15 protein-coding genes are annotated in these 20,385 nt (G+C 69.9%); 1 reads left to right on the plus strand and 14 read right to left on the minus strand.

Translation table 11 applies throughout. The annotated features are described in order from the left end of the window. Nucleotides 1–78 precede the first annotated feature (78 nt). From fusA to P6897_RS14285, 7 genes are all read right to left on the minus strand, one after another. The gene (fusA, locus tag P6897_RS14255; protein WP_112617787.1) at nt 79–2,193 is read right to left on the minus strand and encodes an elongation factor G; all 2,115 of its coding nucleotides are present in this window, start codon (nt 2,191–2,193) and stop codon (nt 79–81) included. A gap of 69 nt (nt 2,194–2,262) precedes the next feature. Beyond that, a complete protein-coding gene (rpsG, locus tag P6897_RS14260; protein WP_023954027.1) occupies nt 2,263–2,733 on the minus strand; it encodes a 30S ribosomal protein S7 in 471 nt (156 codons plus the stop codon). Between the two features lie 5 nt (nt 2,734–2,738). Then, the gene (gene rpsL / locus P6897_RS14265) at nt 2,739–3,107 is read right to left on the minus strand and encodes a 30S ribosomal protein S12 (RefSeq protein ID WP_018187369.1); all 369 of its coding nucleotides are present in this window, start codon (nt 3,105–3,107) and stop codon (nt 2,739–2,741) included. A gap of 261 nt (nt 3,108–3,368) precedes the next feature. Further along, nucleotides 3,369–5,042 (minus strand): DUF5684 domain-containing protein, encoded by a 1,674-nt coding sequence (locus P6897_RS14270; protein ID WP_282501557.1) that lies wholly within the window; start codon nt 5,040–5,042, stop codon nt 3,369–3,371. A 40-nt stretch (nt 5,043–5,082) separates the two neighbouring features. Next, on the minus strand, nt 5,083–5,745 hold the full coding sequence (locus tag P6897_RS14275; protein ID WP_112617786.1) for a spermidine/putrescine ABC transporter substrate-binding protein: 663 nt from the start codon (nt 5,743–5,745) through the stop codon (nt 5,083–5,085). Nucleotides 5,746–5,790: 45 nt separating this feature from the next. Next, the gene (locus tag P6897_RS14280) at nt 5,791–6,264 is read right to left on the minus strand and encodes a hypothetical protein (RefSeq protein ID WP_112617785.1); all 474 of its coding nucleotides are present in this window, start codon (nt 6,262–6,264) and stop codon (nt 5,791–5,793) included. Then, nucleotides 6,264–7,379, minus strand: coding sequence for an ABC transporter (locus P6897_RS14285; protein WP_282501558.1), 1,116 nt, complete (start codon nt 7,377–7,379; stop codon nt 6,264–6,266). The genes P6897_RS14280 and P6897_RS14285 overlap by 1 nt, the downstream gene beginning before the upstream one ends. 129 nt (nt 7,380–7,508) lie before the next feature. On the opposite strand from P6897_RS14285, the gene P6897_RS14290 reads away from it, so the two are divergent. Continuing rightward, nucleotides 7,509–8,156, plus strand: coding sequence for a hypothetical protein (locus P6897_RS14290; protein ID WP_112617783.1), 648 nt, complete (start codon nt 7,509–7,511; stop codon nt 8,154–8,156). Nucleotides 8,157–8,195: 39 nt separating this feature from the next. Here P6897_RS14290 and P6897_RS14295 read toward each other — a convergent pair whose 3' ends face one another. The 7 genes from P6897_RS14295 to P6897_RS14325 form a co-directional block, all read right to left on the minus strand. Beyond that, a complete protein-coding gene (locus P6897_RS14295; RefSeq protein WP_112617782.1) occupies nt 8,196–8,783 on the minus strand; it encodes a hypothetical protein in 588 nt (195 codons plus the stop codon). A 95-nt stretch (nt 8,784–8,878) separates the two neighbouring features. Beyond that, a complete protein-coding gene (locus P6897_RS14300; RefSeq protein WP_112617781.1) occupies nt 8,879–12,751 on the minus strand; it encodes a DNA-directed RNA polymerase subunit beta' in 3,873 nt (1,290 codons plus the stop codon). A gap of 41 nt (nt 12,752–12,792) precedes the next feature. Continuing rightward, nucleotides 12,793–16,287, minus strand: coding sequence for a DNA-directed RNA polymerase subunit beta (locus tag P6897_RS14305; RefSeq protein ID WP_282501559.1), 3,495 nt, complete (start codon nt 16,285–16,287; stop codon nt 12,793–12,795). A gap of 250 nt (nt 16,288–16,537) precedes the next feature. Beyond that, a complete protein-coding gene (locus tag P6897_RS14310) occupies nt 16,538–17,137 on the minus strand; it encodes a hypothetical protein (protein WP_282501560.1) in 600 nt (199 codons plus the stop codon). A 98-nt stretch (nt 17,138–17,235) separates the two neighbouring features. Further along, nucleotides 17,236–17,874: a hypothetical protein gene (locus tag P6897_RS14315; protein ID WP_282501561.1), complete on the minus strand. Its 639-nt coding sequence runs from the start codon at nt 17,872–17,874 to the stop codon at nt 17,236–17,238. Nucleotides 17,875–17,944: 70 nt separating this feature from the next. Beyond that, complete coding sequence (locus tag P6897_RS14320) at nt 17,945–19,537, minus strand: urea amidolyase family protein (protein ID WP_282501562.1); 1,593 nt, start codon at nt 19,535–19,537, stop codon at nt 17,945–17,947. 88 nt (nt 19,538–19,625) lie between these two features. Continuing rightward, on the minus strand, nt 19,626–20,372 hold the full coding sequence (locus P6897_RS14325; protein WP_282501563.1) for a 5-oxoprolinase subunit PxpA: 747 nt from the start codon (nt 20,370–20,372) through the stop codon (nt 19,626–19,628). Between the last annotated feature and the right edge of the window lie 13 nt (nt 20,373–20,385).

Below are 20,385 nucleotides of genomic sequence, written 5' to 3' on the forward strand. Positions count from 1 at the left end.
ATGTTTTCACTCTAGTAGAGAGGTCGATATTCAGTTTGAGTGGATGCCGGGAGCCAGCGCCCCCGGCATCCCGAGGGCTTACTCGCCCTTGTTCTTCTGGACGATCTCGTCGGCCACCGCGCGCGGGACCTCGGAGTAGCTGTCGAACTCCATCGAGTAGACCGCGCGGCCCGAAGTCTTCGAGCGCAGGTCGCCGATGTAGCCGAACATCTCCGACAGGGGGACGAGAGCGCGGACGATCTTGATGCCCGAGCCGTCCTCCATCGACTGGATCTGGCCACGACGCGAGTTCAGGTCGCCGATGACGTCGCCCATGTACTCCTCGGGCGTACGCACCTCGACAGCCATCAGGGGCTCGAGGATGACCGGGTTGGCCTTGCGCAGCGCCTCCTTGAAGCCCATCGAGCCGGCGATCTTGAACGCCATCTCGGACGAGTCGACGTCGTGCGACGCGCCGTCGATGAGGATCGCCTTGACACCCACGATGGGGTAGCCGGCGAGCACGCCGACGTTCATCGCGTCCTGGAAGCCCTGGTTGGTCGGCTCGATGTACTCGCGCGGGATGCGGCCACCGGTGACCTTGTTCTCGAACTCGTACGTCTTGTCGGCCGTGACCTCGAGCGGCTCGATCGCGAACTGGATCTTCGCGAACTGACCCGAACCACCGGTCTGCTTCTTGTGGGTGTAGTCGTGACGCTCGACGGCCTTCTTGATCGTCTCGCGGTACGCGACCTGCGGCTTGCCGACGTTCGCCTCGACGCGGAACTCGCGCTTCATGCGGTCGACGAGGATGTCGAGGTGCAGCTCGCCCATGCCCTTGATGACGGTCTGACCCGTCTCGGGGTTGAGCTCGGTGCGGAACGTCGGGTCCTCTTCGGCGAGCTTCTGGATGGCGACACCCAGCTTCTCCTGGTCGGCCTTGGTCTTCGGCTCGATCGCGACCTCGATGACGGGCTCGGGGAACGTCATCGACTCGAGGACGACGGGCTCGGCCGGGTCGGCGAGGGTGTCACCGGTGGTGGTGTCCTTCAGGCCGATGACGGCGTAGATGTTGCCCGCGGTGAGCGAGTCGACCGGGTTCTCCTTGTTGGCGTGCATCTGGAAGATCTTTCCGATGCGCTCCTTCTTGCCCTTGGTCGAGTTGATGACCTGCGCACCCGAGTCGAGGTGACCCGAGTAGACGCGGACGTAGGTGAGGCGACCGAAGAACGGGTGCACCGCGACCTTGAAGGCCAGCGCGGCGAACGGGTCGTTGGCGTCGGGGTGACGCTCGATGATCTTCTCTTCGTCCTTCGGGTCGTGCGCCTCGATGGCGGGCACGTCGAGGGGCGACGGGAGGAAGTCGACGACCGCGTCGAGCATGGGCTGCACACCGCGGTTCTTGAACGCGGAGCCGCAGAGCACCGGGTACAGCTCGCCGGCGACGGTGAGCTTGCGGATGGCGCCCTTGATCTCGGCGACGCTGAGCTCCTCGCCACCGAAGAACTTCTCCAGCAGCGCGTCGTCGGACTCGGCGACGGTCTCGAGGAGGCGCTGACGGTACTCGGCGGCCTTGTCGGCGAGGTCGGCCGGGATCTCCTGGATCTCGTACTTCGCGCCCATGGTCACGTCACCCTTGGCGTCGCCGGGCCAGACCAGCGCGCGCATCTCGACGAGGTCGATGACACCCACGAAGTCGTTCTCGGCGCCGATCGGGAGCTGCAGCACGAGCGGCTTGGCGCCCAGGCGGCTGACGATGGTGTCGACGGTGAAGTAGAAGTCGGCGCCCAGCTTGTCCATCTTGTTGACGAAGCAGATGCGCGGGACGTCGTACTTGTCGGCCTGACGCCAGACGGTCTCAGACTGGGGCTCGACGCCCTCCTTGCCGTCGAAGACCGCCACCGCGCCGTCGAGGACGCGCAGCGAACGCTCGACCTCGACCGTGAAGTCGACGTGGCCGGGGGTGTCGATGATGTTGATCTGGTTCTTGTTCCAGAAGCAGGTCACGGCGGCGGACGTGATCGTGATGCCGCGCTCCTTCTCCTGCTCCATCCAGTCGGTGGTCGAGGCGCCGTCGTGCGTCTCGCCGAGCTTGTGGTTGACGCCCGTGTAGAACAGGATGCGCTCGGTCGTCGTCGTCTTGCCGGCATCGATGTGCGCCATGATGCCGATATTGCGGACCTTGTTGAGGTCGGTGAGCACTTCTTGTGCCACGGGCTGTTCCTTACGTTTGGTCGGGAGCGCCGGCCGGGGAGGTTTCCCCGGCCGGCGCCGAGAAGCTGTTTACCAGCGGTAGTGCGCGAAGGCGCGGTTCGACTCGGCCATCTTGTGGGTGTCTTCGCGGCGCTTGACCGCGGCACCGAGGCCGTTCGAGGCGTCGAGGATCTCGTTCTGCAGGCGCTCGGTCATCGTCTTCTCACGACGGCCCTTGGCGTACGAGACGAGCCAGCGCAGCGCGAGCGTGTTCGCGCGGTGCGGCTTGACCTCGACGGGCACCTGGTAGGTCGAGCCACCGACGCGGCGGCTCTTGACCTCGAGGGTCGGACGGACGTTGTCGAGCGCCTTCTTCAGCGTCGCGACGGCGTCCTGGCCGTTCTTGGCCTCAACACCCTTGAGGGCGGTGTAGACGATCGACTCGGCGATCGACTTCTTGCCGTCGACGAGGATCTTGTTGACGAGCTGCGTGACGATCGGAGCACCGTAGACCGGGTCGTTGACGACGACGCGGCGGGGTGCGGGTCCCTTACGAGGCATCTAACTCAACCCTTCTTCGCGCCGTAGCGGCTGCGAGCCTGCTTACGGTTCTTGACGGCCTGGGTGTCGAGCGCACCGCGGACGATCTTGTAGCGGACACCGGGGAGGTCCTTCACACGACCGCCGCGGACGAGCACGAGCGAGTGCTCCTGCAGGTTGTGGCCCTCGCCGGGGATGTAGGCGGTGACCTCGGTGCCGTTGCGGAGCTTGACACGGGCGACCTTGCGCATGGCCGAGTTCGGCTTCTTGGGCGTGGTCGTGTACACGCGGGTGCAGACACCCGCCTGCTGGGGGTTCGCCTTCAGAGCGGGCGCCTTGGTCTTGGTGACCTTCGGCGAGCGACCCTTGCGAACCAACTGCTGAATGGTTGGCACGTTCTCTCCTTGTAGTGCTGCACGGTGACAGCGTCGTGGTTTCACCACAGATCCACCGGCGCGTCACGAATGCTGCGTTTTCGAAGGGTGGATATGCCGTGGGGGCGTCCTGTTCGCAGAACGATCCCGATTCGCGTGCTCCGCTTCGACCTGATCATCGGACCGAGGCACGACGCAGGGCGCGCACGAGCGCACACCCGATCAATGATACGCCTCTCCGGCGAGGCGGGCAAACGCCGATGCGAGCCGGTGGTATCGGCGTCAGGCTCCGGGCCGCTCGATGCGCAGTTCGGCGTCGCCGAGGAGGAAGCGCTCGCCCGCCGGCGCGTCCGACCCGGGCTCGAGCTCGATCTCGGTGCCGAGGAAGTTCGTCAGCACGACGCCGTTCGTCGAGTGCAGGTCGGTGATGTGCCACAGCCCCGAGCGCAGTTCGAGACGGGCGTGCGTCTTGGAGACGGTGCGCGTGCGGTCCTCGATGGCCACGAGCTGGGCGCGCGGGTAGGCGGGGTCGGGCGCGGGCTGACGCCCGACGATGGCGACGTCACCGGTGAGCGGTGCGATCTCCCCGTCGGGCAGCACCAACTGCCAGTACACCCGGCGCCGAGCGACGACGACGGTGTGGTCGATGTCGCCGTCGTCGGAGACCTCGGCGCGGCGCAGCTGGGCGGGGACCGCCGCTTCGGCCGTCCGCGGAGCCCCCGCCGCCGGAGCGCTCGCGACCGCGGAGACCTCGTCGGACAGCTCCGGGAACTCGTCGGGCGTGCGCGCGAAGGCGCGGCGGGCGATCGGCGTCGCCGAGACGGCATCCCAGGTGCGGCGACCCGCCCCGAAGCCGGACGCGGAGTCGGGGTCGGCGAACGACGGGACCACACCGGGACGATCGGATGCCGCCCGCGACGGGAACGGCGACGGCGAGATCGCCGAGACGTCGTCGATCTCGGACGGCCAGCGCGCGTCGTCGGATCCGTCTTCGTCGGCGTCCGCGTCGCGGATGGCGGCATCCTCATCGGGCCGCGTCTCGACCTGCGGGGCGGGTTCGCGCAGGATCGGCTCGCGCGCCTCCCTCGGGGCCGGCTCCGAGAACGCGGGCCGGGCCTCGGGCTGCGCCGGGGCGTCGTCGGGCTGCTGCTCAGGAGAGGATGCCGCGGCGGGCTCGGCCGCGGGTTCCGGCTCGACCGGGTGAACGTCCGGAGCGGCCGGCTCGGCGGCGGGCTCGGTCGCCGACCGGCTGCGATCGGGTGCCGGCGCGGAAACGTCGGGGGTGGACGCGGCGGGGGTGGTCGCGGCGGGGGCGAACGGCGACGGCGGCGCCCACGGCGACGGCTGCAGGTCGGTCGGCGCCTCTTCGCGCTCGGGCACGGCGGCCGCATCGGCCTCACCGCTGGCGGCATGCGGCTCGGGGCTGAAGTGACGTGCCGACAGGGTCGGGCTCGCCAGCGTCGGCGGCGCCGCCGGCTCGGGAGAGCGGGCCGGGCGGAACTGCGCGTCGCGCTCCGGATCCGACTCGGACAGCGGCGGGGTGAAGACCCACGGCGGCGCCGTGACCTCGGCGGCCTGCTCGCCCCGCCAGCGGGCGGGACCGAGACCGAGGATGCTGGCCCACACGACGAAGAGCAGTGCGGCGAGCACCGTCATGCCGGGACCGGCGCCGAAGCCGCGGCCGATGCGGTGCGCCGCCATCACCAGCAGCACGTACACCGCGAGCGGCCCGAGCACCGGGACGAGGCCGATGAGGACGAGCCACGGGCTGAAGCCGCCGATGCGCAGCACCACCGCGATGTTCAGCAGCGGCACCCACCCCTGCCACGGCTCCTCGTCGGTCTTGCGGAAGAGCCCGGCCAGCGCCAGCGCCGTCCAGACATAGAGGACCGCACCCAGCACCGTCGAGAGGACGACGAGCAGGATGAGGAGCGATTCGTTGCCGGAGGTGGTCATCGCATCCCACGATAGGGCCCGCGACGCCGCGTCACCGCCGTCACGGTTCACCACCCCGCTCCGCGCCGGGCTCGAAGGGCGCATCGAGCGACCGCGTGAGCTCGGCGAGCATCGCCTCGATCTGGGGCTCGACATGCTGGGCGACGGCGGCCTGCACGCGCAGCCGGTGGTGCAGCAGCACCGCGCAGACCTCGCGCCCGATCATGTTGGCGTAGTCGTCGGCGAGACCGACCTCCTGCCGCAGGGCGGCTTTCGCCTCGCTGCTGAGGGGCGGCAGTTCGGGCACGGCGTCGTCGGACTCCTGCGCGAGGCCGGAGATGGTGAAGAGGAACGGCGCCCCGGCCACCGGTTCCGGATCGAGCGGCAGGCCGTCGAACTCGGGCTCGAGCCCTTCGGAGGGCCGGTACGTACGCGCGCGGTTGCGTGCGGCCTGCTGGTCGAGCTCGGCCTGCAGCATCGGCAGGTTGCGCGAGGTGTACTCGGCGACGGCGGCATCCACGATCGCCTTCATGCGTGTGGAGAGTCCGTGCTGCACGCCGTGCGGGACGTCCGACCCGAGACCCACCGCCGAGAGCACCGGCGAACCGATGCAGCGACGGCAGGGAGCGATGCGCCCTCGGTGCGTCGCGGGCTGCCAGCGCGGCAGCCATCGCAGCCAGGCATCCACCGCCTGGCTGACCTGGGTCTCGAGCGACCGCTCCACGGGCCTATTGTGACCGATCCGAGCCGGTCGGTCCGGGATTTCGCGTCATTCGTCCTCGTCGCGTTCCCAGGCCCACCGTGGCGGCGTCGCGCGCGTGCGGACCAGCGCGACGGCCGTCCAGCCCGAGATCGCCGCCGCGGCGACGAGGAGCACGCCGAACCAGGAGACCGCGAAACCGCCGGCCGCGGCCAGGGCTCGCGCCGCGTCGACCCCGACGAGCAGCGCGGCCACGACCAGGCCGGCGAGGTACGACAGCAGCGCGACGATGCCCACCGGAACCGAGATCGCGTACGAGGGGCGCGGCACCCGCAGCACGGTGGCCAGCGTGGCAGCGATCGCGATGACCGCGGCGCCGAAGCCGACGGCGCCCGGGATCGGCCCGAGACCGCGGACGGCGACGACGTCCTGGCCGGTCACCAGGCTCAGGATGCCGAGGCCGCAGATGGCGAGCGCCCCGAAGCCCACGACCGCGAATGCGGTGGCGAGCCCGGGGCGCATCCCGCCGGAGGGGGTGGACATCAGTAGCGGTGCAGCTGAGGCCCCGCCTCGAGGGTGCGCTCGTACTCGCGCTGCGCCTCGGCGTTGAGCTCGGTGACTCGGCGTCCGCGGGCGGCGACCCACGCGCCGAACCAGATCGTCAGCTCGCGACCCGCGACCAGAGCGACGAGTGCGAGCGGCGCGAACGCCTGCTCTCCGACGATGGTCAGGGCCTGGCTCGGGGCGATCGTCCAGAACGGCGCCTGGAAGAGCTGTCCGGCGATGTGCCCCGCGTATGACGCGAGGCCCACGAGGAGTCCGAGGAGGACCCACAGGCCCCAGCGGCCGCGGTTGATGAACGCGCCCAGGATCCAGAAGGCGAGGAAGAACACCACGACGGGAACCCAGAACCACCACGAGGTGGCGGCTGCGAGGGCCTGATCGCCGATGTTGGCCGTCGTCACCTCGCCGCGTACGGCGTCGATGCCCAGGGCCGCGCCGAGGTAGATCAGCGCGAAGGCGATGGCCGCCAGGAGGCCGATGGCGCCGGCCGCTCCACGGTTGCCCCGCGGAGTCGGCGCCTCGGGGGCCTGGACGAAGATCGGCTGCGGGCTCGGGGCCGCAGCCGCCGGCGTCTCGGCGACGGGCTCGCTCGCGCTCACGGTGCGCGTGGCGCCGGCGTCGGTGTCATCGGCACGGTAGGCGCGCGTGGCGGTGTCGCTCGCGGCTGCTCCGCCCGCGGCGGTCGTAGCGGCGGCGGCGCCTGCTGCCCCGCCGGCGGCGGCATCCCGGTCAGTCGTCGCCGCAGCATCCGCCTCGGCGTCGCGCGGGGTGTCCCACTCGCTCGGCGAGTTCCACGCATCGTCCGACGACGAGCCGACGGTGTCGGTGCGCTCGTCGCGCGCTGCGGCGGCATCGATCCGAGCGGCATCCGCGTCGGAGGTCGCTCCGTCGGCGACGGGTCGGTCGGTCGAGGCGTCGGCGCTCGCGGACCGCTCGGGGAGAGTTCCGGAACCGGCGTAGGCGGCATCCCAGTCGTCGGCCGAGACCGCATCGCGCGACGCCTCGGCGTCGGCGAGCCCGGCCCGGGCGCTGCCCACGACGTCGTCCACCGGCTTCGGCTCTTCGACCGGCTCGCCGTACTTGGGGTCGCTCATGCGATGTGCTCCTCACGCGGTGGCCGGTGCCGCCGCAGAGGCGAGGATATCCCGGCGATGCGGGCGTGCCGCGCAGGCGTGCCGACGTGTCTGCGCACCCGTGCGTGCGGGCGGACGTATCGTCGTGCCATGACCTCGCGCGCCCTTCCCCGCCTCGCGCCGGCCGCTCTCCTCATCGCGGCCGCACTGCTCGCGGGATGCGCCCCGGAACCGGGGACCGCCGCCGGGCCGGCACCCGATACGAGCGCGTCCGCAGATGCCCCCAGCCCGACCCCGGCCATGACGGTCTCCGCCGAAGCGGGCGGCCCGCCGCCGACGGCATCCGGCTCTGTCGTCTCGACGACGGTCCTCCCCCGCGACTGCGCCGGCATCCTGGGCGCCCCCGCACGCGCCGCGCTCGCGTCGGTGCCGCTGAACGACGCGGCCTTCGGTGAGAGCGGGTCGCTTCCGGACGGGTCGCTGCGCTGCGTCTGGGCCGACCCGGCCGCCGACACCGCGAAGATCGAGACCACGATCGCCTACGCCGAGCGCAACCCGGTGATCGACTTCTTCAACGAGCTCACCGAGATCGGGTTCACCTGCTACGAGCCGGCGGGCGGCGTGCGCTGCGAGAAGACCTGGCAGAACGCGCGCTACCCCGTCACCGACGGACGGACGCTCTTCTTCCGCGACGGCGTGCTCATCGACACCCAGTTCTCGCACCTCGCCCCCGAGGGGTACACGACCGGCATCATCGCCTCGGTGTGGCCGGCGGGGGCGGCCACACCCGCTCCCTGAGGGGTCGCACGACCCGGGGCGACCGGGCGCGCAACGAGGTCAATCGCCCGACGTGAAGACCGCGTTTCCGACCCGGCTGGCGTACTGCTCGGGATGCCACGCCGACTGCGACGTCGACACCCAGCGCCCTCCCCCTGCCTCGATCGTCTCGACGAGGTCGCCGGCGGTGCGCGAGCAGAGCGTGCGCGCGCCGCGCTCATCGCACGTGAAGCCCTGAGCGGGCAGCGCGGATGCCGCGATCGAACCGGCATCCGTCCCCACCGCTCCGACCGTGGTCGAGATCGACCCCGCGTCGGAGGTCCAGCTGCAGGTGAAGCGCACCTCGGGCGCGAGCGCCTCGACGAGGGCCACGGCGGTCGACACGGGGGCGTCCTGCGACTGCTCGAGCTTCGCGCCGGGGGCGTACTGGAGGGTCACCCAGAGCGCCTCGGGGTACAGATCCCGACACTCCTGCGGGCCGTCCGCCGCAGCGGCCTCACCGCCGGCGCCCGCTCCGCTGCCGCCGAGCAGTCCCATGCCCGTCGACACGAGCGGCACGGTCAGCACTGCCAGCACCCCAATGACGCCCGCGCAGAGGACCCCGACGATCCACGCGAAGACGACATTCCGACCACCGATCCGTGCCACGTCTCCACGCTAATCCGGCGGGCAGCGCTCTCGCCCACCGACACGACGAAGGGCCCCGGGACATGCCCGGGGCCCTTCGCGAGATCAGCGATCGATCAGTTGTAGCTGGTGAAGTCGCCGTCGGTGGAGAAGCTGTCGAAGTCGACGTAGCTCAGGTCGGCGTCGCTGTACGCACCGTCCGACGCGAAGATGCGGTTGGGGTACCGCTCGCTCTTCGCCTCCTCCGTCGCCTCGACGGCCACATTGCGGTACTTCGCAAGGCCCGTTCCGGCGGGGATGAGCTTTCCGATGATGACGTTCTCCTTGAGGCCGACGAGCGGGTCGCTCTTGCCCTCCATGGCCGCCTGCGTGAGGACGCGGGTGGTCTCCTGGAACGACGCGGCCGACAGCCACGATTCGGTCGCGAGCGACGCCTTCGTGATACCCATCAGCTCGGGGCGGCCCGACGCGGGACGCTTGCCCTCGGCCACGGCCTCGCGGTTGATCTGCTGGTACTTCTTGAAGTCCACCAGCTCACCCGGGAGCAGCGTCGTGTCGGCGTGGTCGACCACGGTGACCTTCCGCAGCATCTGACGGACGATGACCTCGATGTGCTTGTCGTGGATCGGCACACCCTGCGAGCGGTAGACGCCCTGCACGCCGCCGACGAGGTACTTCTGCACCTCGCGGGCACCCTGCACGCGCATGATGTCCTTCGGGTCGAGCGTGCCCACCTGCAGCGGGTCGCCGACCTCGACGTGCTGCCCGTCCTCGACGAGGAGCGTCGCACGCTTCAGCACCGGGTAGACGAAGGGCTCGTCGCCGTTGTCGGGCGTGATGATGACCTTCTTGGCCTTCTCGGTCTCGTCGATCGTGATGCGGCCGCTGGCCTCCGCGATCGGCGACGCACCCTTGGGGGTACGGGCCTCGAAGAGCTCCTGCACGCGGGGCAGACCCTGCGTGATGTCGTCGGCCGAGGCCGAACCACCGGTGTGGAAGGTACGCATCGTCAGCTGGGTACCGGGCTCACCGATCGACTGGGCGGCGATGATGCCGACCGCCTCGCCGATGTCGACGATCTTGCCGGTGGCCAGCGAACGGCCGTAGCACTTCGCGCAGACACCCACGGCCGAGTCGCAGGTCAGGACCGAGCGCACCTTGATGGAGGTCACCCCGCCCTCGACGAGCTTGTTGATCAGCACGTCGCCCACGTCGTCACCGGCCGCGGCCAGCACCTCGCCCGAGGGCGAGACGGCGTCTGCGGCGAGGGTACGGGCGAACACCGAGTTCTCGACGTTGGCGTCCTTGATGAGGGCGCCGTCGGCACCGGGTGCGGCGATCGGGAGCTCGAGGCCCTTCGACGTGCCGCAGTCGTCCTCGCGGATGATGACGTCCTGCGAGACGTCCACCAGACGACGGGTCAGGTAACCCGAGTCGGCGGTACGCAGAGCGGTGTCGGCCAGACCCTTACGGGCACCGTGCGTCGCGGTGAAGTACTCCGCCACCGACAGCCCCTCGCGGTACGAGGAGATGATCGGACGCGGCATGATCTCACCCTTGGTGTTGTTGACCAGGCCTCGGATACCGGCGATGTTACGGATCTGCAGCCAGTTACCACGGGCGCCCGACGAGACCATGCGGTTGATGGTGTTCTCGGCGGGGAAGTTCGCCTTCATGGCGGCCTGGACCTCGTCGGTCGCCTCGGTCCAGATCTTGATCTGCTCCTGACGACGCTCGGCGTCGGTCACGAGACCCTTCTCGAACTGGCCCTGGACCTTCGAGGCGAGCTTCTCGTACTTCGAGATGATCTCGGCCTTGTTCGGCGGCGTCAGGACGTCGCTGAGCGCCACCGTGACGCCCGAGCGGGTCGCCCAGTGGAAGCCGGCGTCCTTGATCCGGTCGAGGGATGCCGCGACCTCGGTCTTGGGGTACTCCTCGGCCAGCTTGTTGACGATCTGCGACAGCTTGCCCTTGTCGGCCTGCTCGCGGACGAACGGGTAGCCCTTGGGCAGGGTGTCGTTGAAGATCGCCTGTCCGAGCGACGCGTCGACCAGACCGTGGCGCTCGTAGCCCTCGGGGGCGTCGCCCTCGAGGAACGCGAGACCCGGGATGCGGATGCGGACCTTGGCCTGCAGGTCGAGGGTGCCCTCGTCCTTCGCCAGGATCGCCTCGCCGACCGAGCCGAACACGCGGCCCTCGCCCTTGGCACCCTCGATGACCGTGGTCAGGTGGTGCAGACCGATGATCATGTCCTGCGAGGGCAGGGTGACCGGACGGCCGTCCGAGGGCTTGAGGATGTTGTTCGACGCGAGCATCAGGATGCGGGCCTCGGCCTGCGCCTCGACCGAGAGCGGCAGGTGGACGGCCATCTGGTCACCGTCGAAGTCCGCGTTGAACGCGGCGCAGACGAGCGGGTGCAGCTGGATCGCCTTGCCCTCGACGAGCTGGGGCTCGAAGGCCTGGATGCCCAGGCGGTGCAGGGTGGGTGCACGGTTGAGCAGCACGGGACGCTCGCGGATGATCTCCTCGAGCACGTCCCAGACCTCGGGACGCGTGCGCTCGACGGCACGCTTGGCCGCCTTGATGTTCTGCGAGTGACCGAGGTCGATCAGGCGCTTGATGACGAACGGCTTGAAGAGCTCGAGGGCCATCTGCTTGGGCAGACCGCACTGGTGCAGCTTCAGCTGGGGTCCGACGATGATGACCGAACGACCCGAGTAGTCGACGCGCTTTCCGAGCAGGTTCTGACGGAAACGTCCCTGCTTGCCCTTGAGCATGTCCGACAGCGACTTCAGCGCACGGTTGCCGGTACCGGTGACGGGGCGACCACGGCGGCCGTTGTCGAACAGCGCGTCGACGGCCTCCTGCAGCATCCGCTTCTCGTTGTTGACGATGATCTCGGGAGCCCCGAGGTCGATCAGACGACGCAGACGGTTGTTGCGGTTGATCACGCGGCGGTACAGGTCGTTGAGGTCGGAGGTCGCGAAGCGGCCACCGTCGAGCTGGACCATCGGACGCAGCTCCGGCGGGATCACCGGGACGACGTCGAGCACCATCGAGGCCGGCGACATGCCGGTCTGCAGGAACGAGTTGACGACCTTGAGGCGCTTGATCGCACGGATCTTGCGCTGGCCCTTGCCCTCGGAGATCTGCAGGTGCAGCGAGTCGGCCTCGGCGGCCAGGTCGAACGCCGCGAGGCGACGCTGGATGCCCTCGGCGCCCATGTAGGCCTCGAAGTACTGGCCGAAGCGGTCCTGCAGCTCGTGGAAGACGTCGTCCTCCTGCTTGAGCTGGCCGACCTCGAGGGAGCGGAACTCCTCCCACACCCGCTCGAGGCGCGAGATCTGCTCGTCGAAGTTCTTGCGGACCGTCGCCATGTCCTTCTCGGCGGAGTCCTTGGCCTTCTTCTTCTGGTCGGCCTTGGCGCCGTCGGCCTCGAGGGTCGCGAGCTCCTCCTCCAGCTTGGCCAGACGCGTCGCCACGCGGGCGTCACGGCGGTCACCGAGGTTCTTGATCTCGAGGCGGAGGTTGTTCTCGTGCGTCGGGAGGTCGCGGTGACGCGCATCCTCATCGACCGAGATGACCATGTACGCGGCGAAGTAGATGACCTTCTCGAGGTCCTTCGGCGCCATGTCGAGCAGGTACCCGAGGCGCGAGGGCACGCCCTTGAAGTACCAGATGTGGGTCACGGGAGCGGCGAGCTCGATGTGGCCCATGCGCTCACGACGGACCGAGGACTTGGTGACCTCGACGCCGCAGCGCTCGCAGACGATGCCCTTGAAGCGGACGCGCTTGTACTTTCCGCAGGCGCACTCCCAGTCGCGGGAGGGGCCGAAGATCTGCTCGCCGAAGAGGCCGTCCTTCTCGGGCTTGAGCGTGCGGTAGTTGATGGTTTCGGGCTTCTTGACCTCGCCGAAGGACCAACGACGGATGTCGTCAGCAGTGGCCAGGCCGATGCGAAGCTGATCGAAGGTGTGTGACTCGAGCACTGATTCTCCTGTGTCGGAATTCTGTTCGTTGCCTGGCCGGATCAGATCTCGTCGATCGACGAGGACTCGAAGCGGCTGGAGATGTTGATGCCGAGCTCCTCCGCTGCGCGGAAGGCTTCGTCATCGGTGTCGCGGAGGTTGACCTCGGTGCCGTCGGCCGAGAGGACCTCGACGTTCAGGCAGAGCGACTGCATCTCCTTCATGAGCACCTTGAACGACTCGGGGATGCCGGGCTCCTGGATGTTCTCGCCCTTGACGATGGCCTCGTAGACCTTCACGCGACCGACGATGTCGTCGGACTTGATCGTCAGGAGCTCCTGGAGGGCGTACGCGGCGCCGTAGGCCTCGAGGGCCCACACCTCCATCTCACCGAAGCGCTGGCCACCGAACTGCGCCTTACCACCGAGCGGCTGCTGGGTGATCATCGAGTACGGGCCCGTCGAACGCGCGTGGATCTTGTCGTCGACGAGGTGGTGGAGCTTCAGGATGTACATGTAGCCGACCGAGATCGGAGCCGGGAACGGCTCGCCGGAGCGGCCGTCGAACAGCTTCGTCTTGCCCGAGGAGTCGATGAGACGCTCACCGTCGCGGGTGAGGTTCGTCGAGTCGAGGAGCCCTGCGATCTCGGACTCGAATGCGCCGTCGAACACCGGGGTGGCGACCTTCGTGCCGGGAGCGGCCTCGCGAGCGATCTCGGGCAGGCGCTCGGCCCACTCGGGGTTGCCCTCGACCTTCCAGCCCTGCGCGGCGATCCAGCCGAGGTGCAGCTCGAGGACCTGGCCGAAGTTCATTCGACCCGGGATGCCGAGCGGGTTGAGCACGACGTCGACCGGCGTGCCGTCGGCGAGGAAGGGCATGTCCTCGACGGGGAGGATCTTCGCGATGACACCCTTGTTGCCGTGGCGGCCGGCGAGCTTGTCGCCCTCGGTGATCTTGCGCTTCTGGGCGATGTAGACCACGACGCGGCGGTTGACGCCCGAGCCGAGCTCGTCGTCGCCGTCCTCGGCGTTGAACTCCTTGACGGCGATGATGGTGCCCTGCTCACCGTGGGGGACCTTCAGCGACGTGTCGCGGACCTCGCGGCTCTTCTCGTTGAAGATCGCGCGGAGCAGACGCTCCTCGGCCGACAGCTCGGTCTCACCCTTGGGCGTGACCTTGCCGACGAGGATGTCGCCGGGGCGCACCTCGGCGCCGATGCGGATGATGCCGCGCTCGTCGAGGTCCTTCAGCAGGTCGGGCGCGACGTTGGGGAGGTCACGGGTGATCTCCTCCTTGCCGAGCTTGGTGTCGCGGGCGTCGACCTCGTACTCCTCGATGTGGATCGAGGAGAGCGTGTCGTTCTTCACGAGCTCCTGGCTGAGGATGATCGCGTCCTCGAAGTTGTGGCCCTCCCACGTCATGAACGCGACGAGGAGGTTCTTGCCGAGCGCGAGCTCGCCGTTCTCGGTCGCGGGGCCGTCGGCGATGACCTCGCCGACCTCGACGCGCTCACCGGCCGAGACCACGACGCGCTGGTTGTACGACGTGCCCTGGTTCGAGCGGTCGAACTTGCGAAGGAAGTAGTCCTGCGTGCCGCCCTCGTCGAGCTGCACGGTGACGACGTCGGCCGAGACCTCGGAGACGACACCCGCCTTCTGCGCGGTGATGACGTCACCGGCGTCGATCGCGGCGTAGCCCTCCATACCGGTTCCGACCAGCGGCGAGTCGCTGCGCAGCAGCGGCACGGCCTGACGCTGCATGTTCGCACCCATGAGGGCGCGGTTCGCGTCGTCGTGCTCGAGGAAGGGGATGAGCGAGGTCGCCACCGACACCATCTGGCGCGGCGAGACGTCCATGTAGCCGATCTCCTCGTTCGGGAAGAGGTCGACCTCGCCGCCCTTACCGCGGCGGGCGAGGACGCGGTCGGCCACGAACGAGCCGTCCTTGTTGAGCTCGACACCGGCCTGCGCGACGACGTAGTCGTTCTCCTCGCTGGCGGTGAGGTAGTCGATCTCGTCGGTGACCCTGCCGTCGACGACACGACGGTACGGGGTCTCGATGAAGCCGAACGCGTTGATGCGCGCGAACGAGGCGAGCGAGCCGATCAGACCGATGTTCGGGCCTTCCGGCGTCTCGATCGGGCACATGCGGCCGTAGTGCGAGGGGTGGACGTCGCGGACCTCGACGCCGGCGCGCTCACGCGACAGACCACCAGGGCCCAGCGCCGACAGGCGGCGCTTGTGGGTCAGACCCGCGAGCGGGTTGTTCTGGTCCATGAACTGCGACAGCTGCGAGGTTCCGAAGAACTCCTTGATCGCGGCGACGACGGGGCGCACGTTGATCAGGGTCTGCGGCGTGATGGCCTCGATGTCCTGCGTGGTCATGCGCTCGCGGACGACGCGCTCCATGCGCGAGAGACCGGTGCGGACCTGGTTCTGGATGAGCTCGCCGACGGCGCGGATACGACGGTTGCCGAAGTTGTCGATGTCGTCGGTGTCGAGGCGGATCTCGGCGGGCTTGCCGTCGCGGATGCCGTCGAACGTGGCATCGCCGCGGTGCAGACGGACCAGGTACTTGATGGTCGCGACGATGTCGGCGACGGTGAGCACCGACTCCTCGATCGGGGTGTCGAGACCCAGCTTCTGGTTGATCTTGTAACGGCCGACCTTGGCGAGGTCGTAGCGCTTGGCGTTGAAGTAGAAGTTGTCGAGGAGCGCGCGCGCTGCCTCGGCGGCGACCTGCTCGCCCGGGCGCAGCTTGCGGTAGATGTCGCGGAGCGCGTCCTCCTTGGTGAGGATCGTGTCCTTCGCGAGGGTCTCCTCGATCGAGTCGTACCCGGCGAACTCCGCCATGATGTCTTCGCTGGTCAGGCCCAGGGCCTTGAGGAAGACGGTGACCGACTGCTTGCGCTTGCGGTCGATGCGGACGCCGACCTGATCGCGCTTGTCGATCTCGAACTCGAGCCATGCGCCGCGCGAGGGGATGACGCGCGCCGAGACGATGTCCTTGTCGGAGGTCTTGTCGGGCGTCTTGTCGAAGTAGACACCGGGCGAACGGACGAGCTGCGACACGACGACGCGCTCGGTGCCGTTGATGATGAAGGTGCCCTTGCCGGTCTGGAGCGGGAAGTCGCCCATGAAGACCGTCTGGGTCTTGATCTCACCGGTGAGGTGGTTCATGAACTCGGCCTCGACGTAGAGCGGGGCCGCGTAGGTCTTGCCGCGCTCCTTGCACTCCTCGATGGAGTACTTCTCGGGCTCGAGGTACGGGTTGGTGAACGAGAGCTGCATCGTCTCGCCGAGGTCCTCGATGGGCGAGATCTCCTCGAAGATCTCCTCGAGGCCGCTCTGGAGGGCGACGTCGGTGCGGCCGGCGGCCTGCGCCTCGGCGAGGCGGGCCTTCCAGGCGTCGTTGCCGACGAGCCAGTCGAAAGACTCCGTCTGCAGCGCCAGCAGGTCGGGGACCGTCAGCTTGTCGGAGATCTTCGCGAACGAGAGGCGGGAAGCGCCGCGACCGTTCTTGGGGGTGGTGGTGGATGCGTTGCTCGCAGCAGCCAAGGGGATTACCTCCGTGGCCCGGGTGGGGCCGGTTCCTTGTCGTCAGGTGGAGTGCTCCCGGTCCGAGCTCTCGCGTCTCACGCCGTCGGACGGGGCGGAATCGCGCAGAGCACAAGCCGACCACCATATGAGGGCAAGGGGGACGGGAGCGCAACTACCAACTATAGGCGTCGCGACGCGCCATGTCCAGCGCAATCCTTGACGACCCCCGGATGCTGCGGTATAAATGCGCGCCACCCGAGGTCGTGGGTCACCCCCAGGCCCAGCTCGAGAGCACCGTGTCCGCGAGGCGACGTCGATCGTCGTCGGTCGTGTCGGCCGGAGACGCGATGGTGATGACGAAGGTCTGCTCGTCCTGCGTCGCGTAGTACTGGTCGATCAGCGTCTCCGCGCCGTCCTGCGCGAGGGTCGCCACGAGGTGGGCCGACTCGCTGCCCGCGATGTCGACACGATCCTCCAGCGACACGTTGGTGGCCCCGACCGCTTCGAGGCTCGCAGCCCCGTCGGCCTCGACATCGGCCGGCGTGATGACGCCGGGAGAGACGACGACGCTGATGTAGCGGCCGTCGGGGTCGGCGGACTCCGAGACGAAGACGTCGACCTGCCCGTCCGTCGGGTCCTCGGCGGGCACCGCCCAGCCGGCCGGCACGGCGAAGCTGTATCCGGTCCCTCGCACGGTCTCGCCGGGGGCGGCGTCGCTCGACGAGGTCGCGGTGGGCGTCGGAGTCGCCGATGCCGAGCCGGGGGCGGAGGATCCGCCGGTCCCGCCCGGCCGTGCGTCGCACGCCGCGAGCAGCAGCGCCGCCGAGATGAGCGCGGCGGCGATCGGAACGATCCGGGAGCGCGTCATGCATCACACGCTAGGCGAATCCGCCGCGCCGGGACTCCCCTTGACACGAGAACGCGCCGCCCGCTGCGAGAGCGGACGGCGCGTTGCGGACGTGCGGATCAGGCCCACGCCCACGAGGCGAGCACGGCGTCGTAGACCGCCGCGCGGTCCGCCTCCGAGACGTCGGGGCTGAACGAGAAGGTCACGACGTAGGTCTGGTCGTCGTGCGACGGGTAGAACTGGTCGACGTTGTAGGTGACGTCCTGCTGCGTGACGGATGCCGAGATGTGGGCCGACTCGCCGCCGGCGATCGAGGTGCGCTCCTGGACGGCGACGTCGGTCGCGCCCGCCTGCCCCTCGAGCTCCTCGACGCCGTACTTCTCGACGTCGTCGGCGGAGATCGCCTGCGGCGCGGGTGAGAGCACGACGTTGACGTTGTCGGCGAACGTCGCCGAGGGGTCGGAGAGATCGGCGACGAAGACGTCGACCTTCTCCATGCCGGGGAGCTGCTGCTCGGGGATCGCCCAGCCCTCGGGAACCGAGAAGCTGTAGCCGGTCCCCGTGATCATCTCGCCGGAAGCCGGCGCGACATCGGGCGCGCTCGCGGCCGGCGCGGACGAGGAGGACGACGACGGGGCGGACGACGCGCCGGCGTCCCCCGACGCCGCAGTGTCGCCCGACTGCCCGCCGCATCCGGCGAGGAGAAGAGCCGCGGAGACGAGCAGCGCGGCGGAGTTGGTGGTCTTGGTGCGAGTCATGGCTTCGACGCTAGGGGACCCGCCGCATCCGCACGGGGTCTTGACACGGGGAGTTCTCCCCCTTGACGAATCAGCCTCGCTGAGCGGTACCCGCACCTCGAACCGTCGGACGCAACCGCACGCGATCGCCGGATCGGGCCTGCGCGAGCCGGCTCCGGCCCGTCGATGTCACGACACCCACGACCGGGTACCCGCCCGTCACGGGCGCGTCGACTCCGAACACGACGGGCTGGCCGGCCGGCGGAACCTGGATCGCCCCCGGCACCATCCCCTCGCTCGCCAGCTCCTCGCCGCGCGCGCGTTCGAGGCGTGGCCCTTCCAGGCGGATGCCGACCCGGTCGGCCGCCGCCGACACGACCCAGGTCGCCTCGGCGAGCAGGCGGCGGGACGAAGAGGTGAGCCAGTCCGAGCGCGGGCCGGTCGTGAACGGGATGTCGAGGGGAACGGCATCCGTGCCCGTCGGCGGCAGACCCCACGGATGCAGCGGCAGCGCGGGGACCGGCCCGGCGGTCTCGCGTCCGGCGGCGACGACGTCACCCGGCCGAAGCGGCGGCGGGCCGAGCCCCGAGAGCGTGTCGGTCGACCGCGAGCCCAGAACGGGGGCGATGTCCCATCCGCCGCGCACCGCCAGGTAGGCGCGGGTGCCCGCGAGGAATCCGTCGAGGCGCAGCTCGGTCCCGGCGGGCCACGCATGCACGACGTACGGGTCACCGGTCCGGCCGTCGATCTCGACCCGCGCCCACGCGCCCGTCACGACCACCGTCAGATCGCGTTCCGCCACGGCCCGGAAACCGCCGACGGCGATCTCGATCGCGGCCGCCCCGTCACGATTGCCGACGAGACGGTTGGCGAGCGCCCAGGCGGCGGGGTCGGCCGCGCCCGCCGCGCCAACGCCCTCGGCGGCACGACCCGAGCGGCCGGCATCCTGAATCGTCGCCTGCGGGCCCGGCGAGATGACGCGGATGCCGCCGGGAGCGGTGACAGGCTCCGAGCGGGCGCCCGGCTCCCCCGCAGTCGGCGACGCGGTGCGACCGGGCAGGGCGCCATCTGACCCGACGGCGCGGGCGCGCGCGGGATCGAATCGCACCGCGCCACCGGGAACGAGGAGCGCGGGCTGGGCGGCATCCGGATCGAACAGCGGCGCGTCCGTCGTGCCGATGAGCTGCCACCCTCCCGGGGTCTCGCGGGGGTACGCGCCCGAGAAGGCCCCGGCCAGACCGACAGACCCCGCCGGCACCCTCGTCCGCGGCGAGGTCCGGCGCGGGATGTCGAGATCCCAGCCCGCACCGACGAGATAACCGAACCCGGGGGCGAAGCCCGTGAAGGCGACCGTCCAGTCCGTCGCGGCATGGCGGGCCGCGAGCGCCTCGGGACTGACGCCGAGCGCCGCAGCGAGGTCGCCGAGGTCGTCGCCGTCGTACCGGATCGGCAGCGTCACGGGCGCGGGGGCGGATGCCGGCGGCGCCGCTGAAGACGCAGCGGTCGAGACCCAGGTGCGGGCCGCGGCGAGGGACAGCACGACGGGATCGACGCGGACGAGGACCGTCGCCGCCGCGGGCACGACGTCGATGACGCCCGCCGGCGGCGCAGCGGTCAGTCGCGCGTGCAGCGCCATCACCTCCGCCAGGTCCGAGACCTCGACGAGCACCGCGTCGGGCCCCATCGGCAGCATCCTCATGCCGGCGTCCCGGGTTCGGCACGCCCACGGCGACCCCGTCTGCGCGATCCTGCCGGCGAAGCGGGCCCGACGGTCACCACGGCGAGCGCACCTCGATCCCCGCGGCATCGAGCGCCGACCGCACCGCGCGAGCCATCGCGACGGCACCGGGGGAATCGCCGTGCACGCAGAGCGATGTCGCGTCGGTGTGCACCGTCTCGCCCGAGACCGCGACCACGACCCCCTCGGACGCGAGGCGCAGGGCACGCTCGGCGACGAGGCCCGGGTCGTCGAGCAGGGCGCCGGGAGCCCCGCGCGGGACCAGCGAGCCGTCGGCGCGATAGCCGCGGTCGAGGAAGGCCTCGCGGTGGAACGGCAGGCCGGCATCCGACGCGGCCGACGCGATCGCACCACCGAGACCCAGCACCGGGACCGGCCGGCCGAGCTCGGCCGACAGGTCTGCCACCGCAGCGGCGACGGCTCGCGCGGTCGCGGCATCCTCGGTCGCGGCGTGATACAGCGCCCCGTGCGGCTTGACGTAGCGGATGTCGCCGCCCGCCGCGGCGAGCGCACGCAGTTGCGCGACGACCTGCGGCCGCAGCACGTCAGGCTCGACGGCGACCCGCACCCGCCCGAACCCGGCCCGGTCGAGATAGGAGGGGTGGGCCCCGACCGCGACGCGGGCGGCAGCCGCTCCGGCCACGGCTGTCCGCATCGACGCCGCGTCGCCGGCATGCCCGCCGCAGGCGATCGACGCGCTCGACACGAGGGCGAACATCGCGGCGTCGTCCGCCGTTGCGACACCCTCGACCGTCTCGCCCAGGTCTGCGTTGAGGTCCATGGACCAACGCTAG

The sequence above is a fragment of the Microbacterium sp. BDGP8 genome (assembly GCF_029991045.1).
GTDB classification, from domain to species: Bacteria; Actinomycetota; Actinomycetes; order Actinomycetales; family Microbacteriaceae; genus Microbacterium; species Microbacterium plantarum.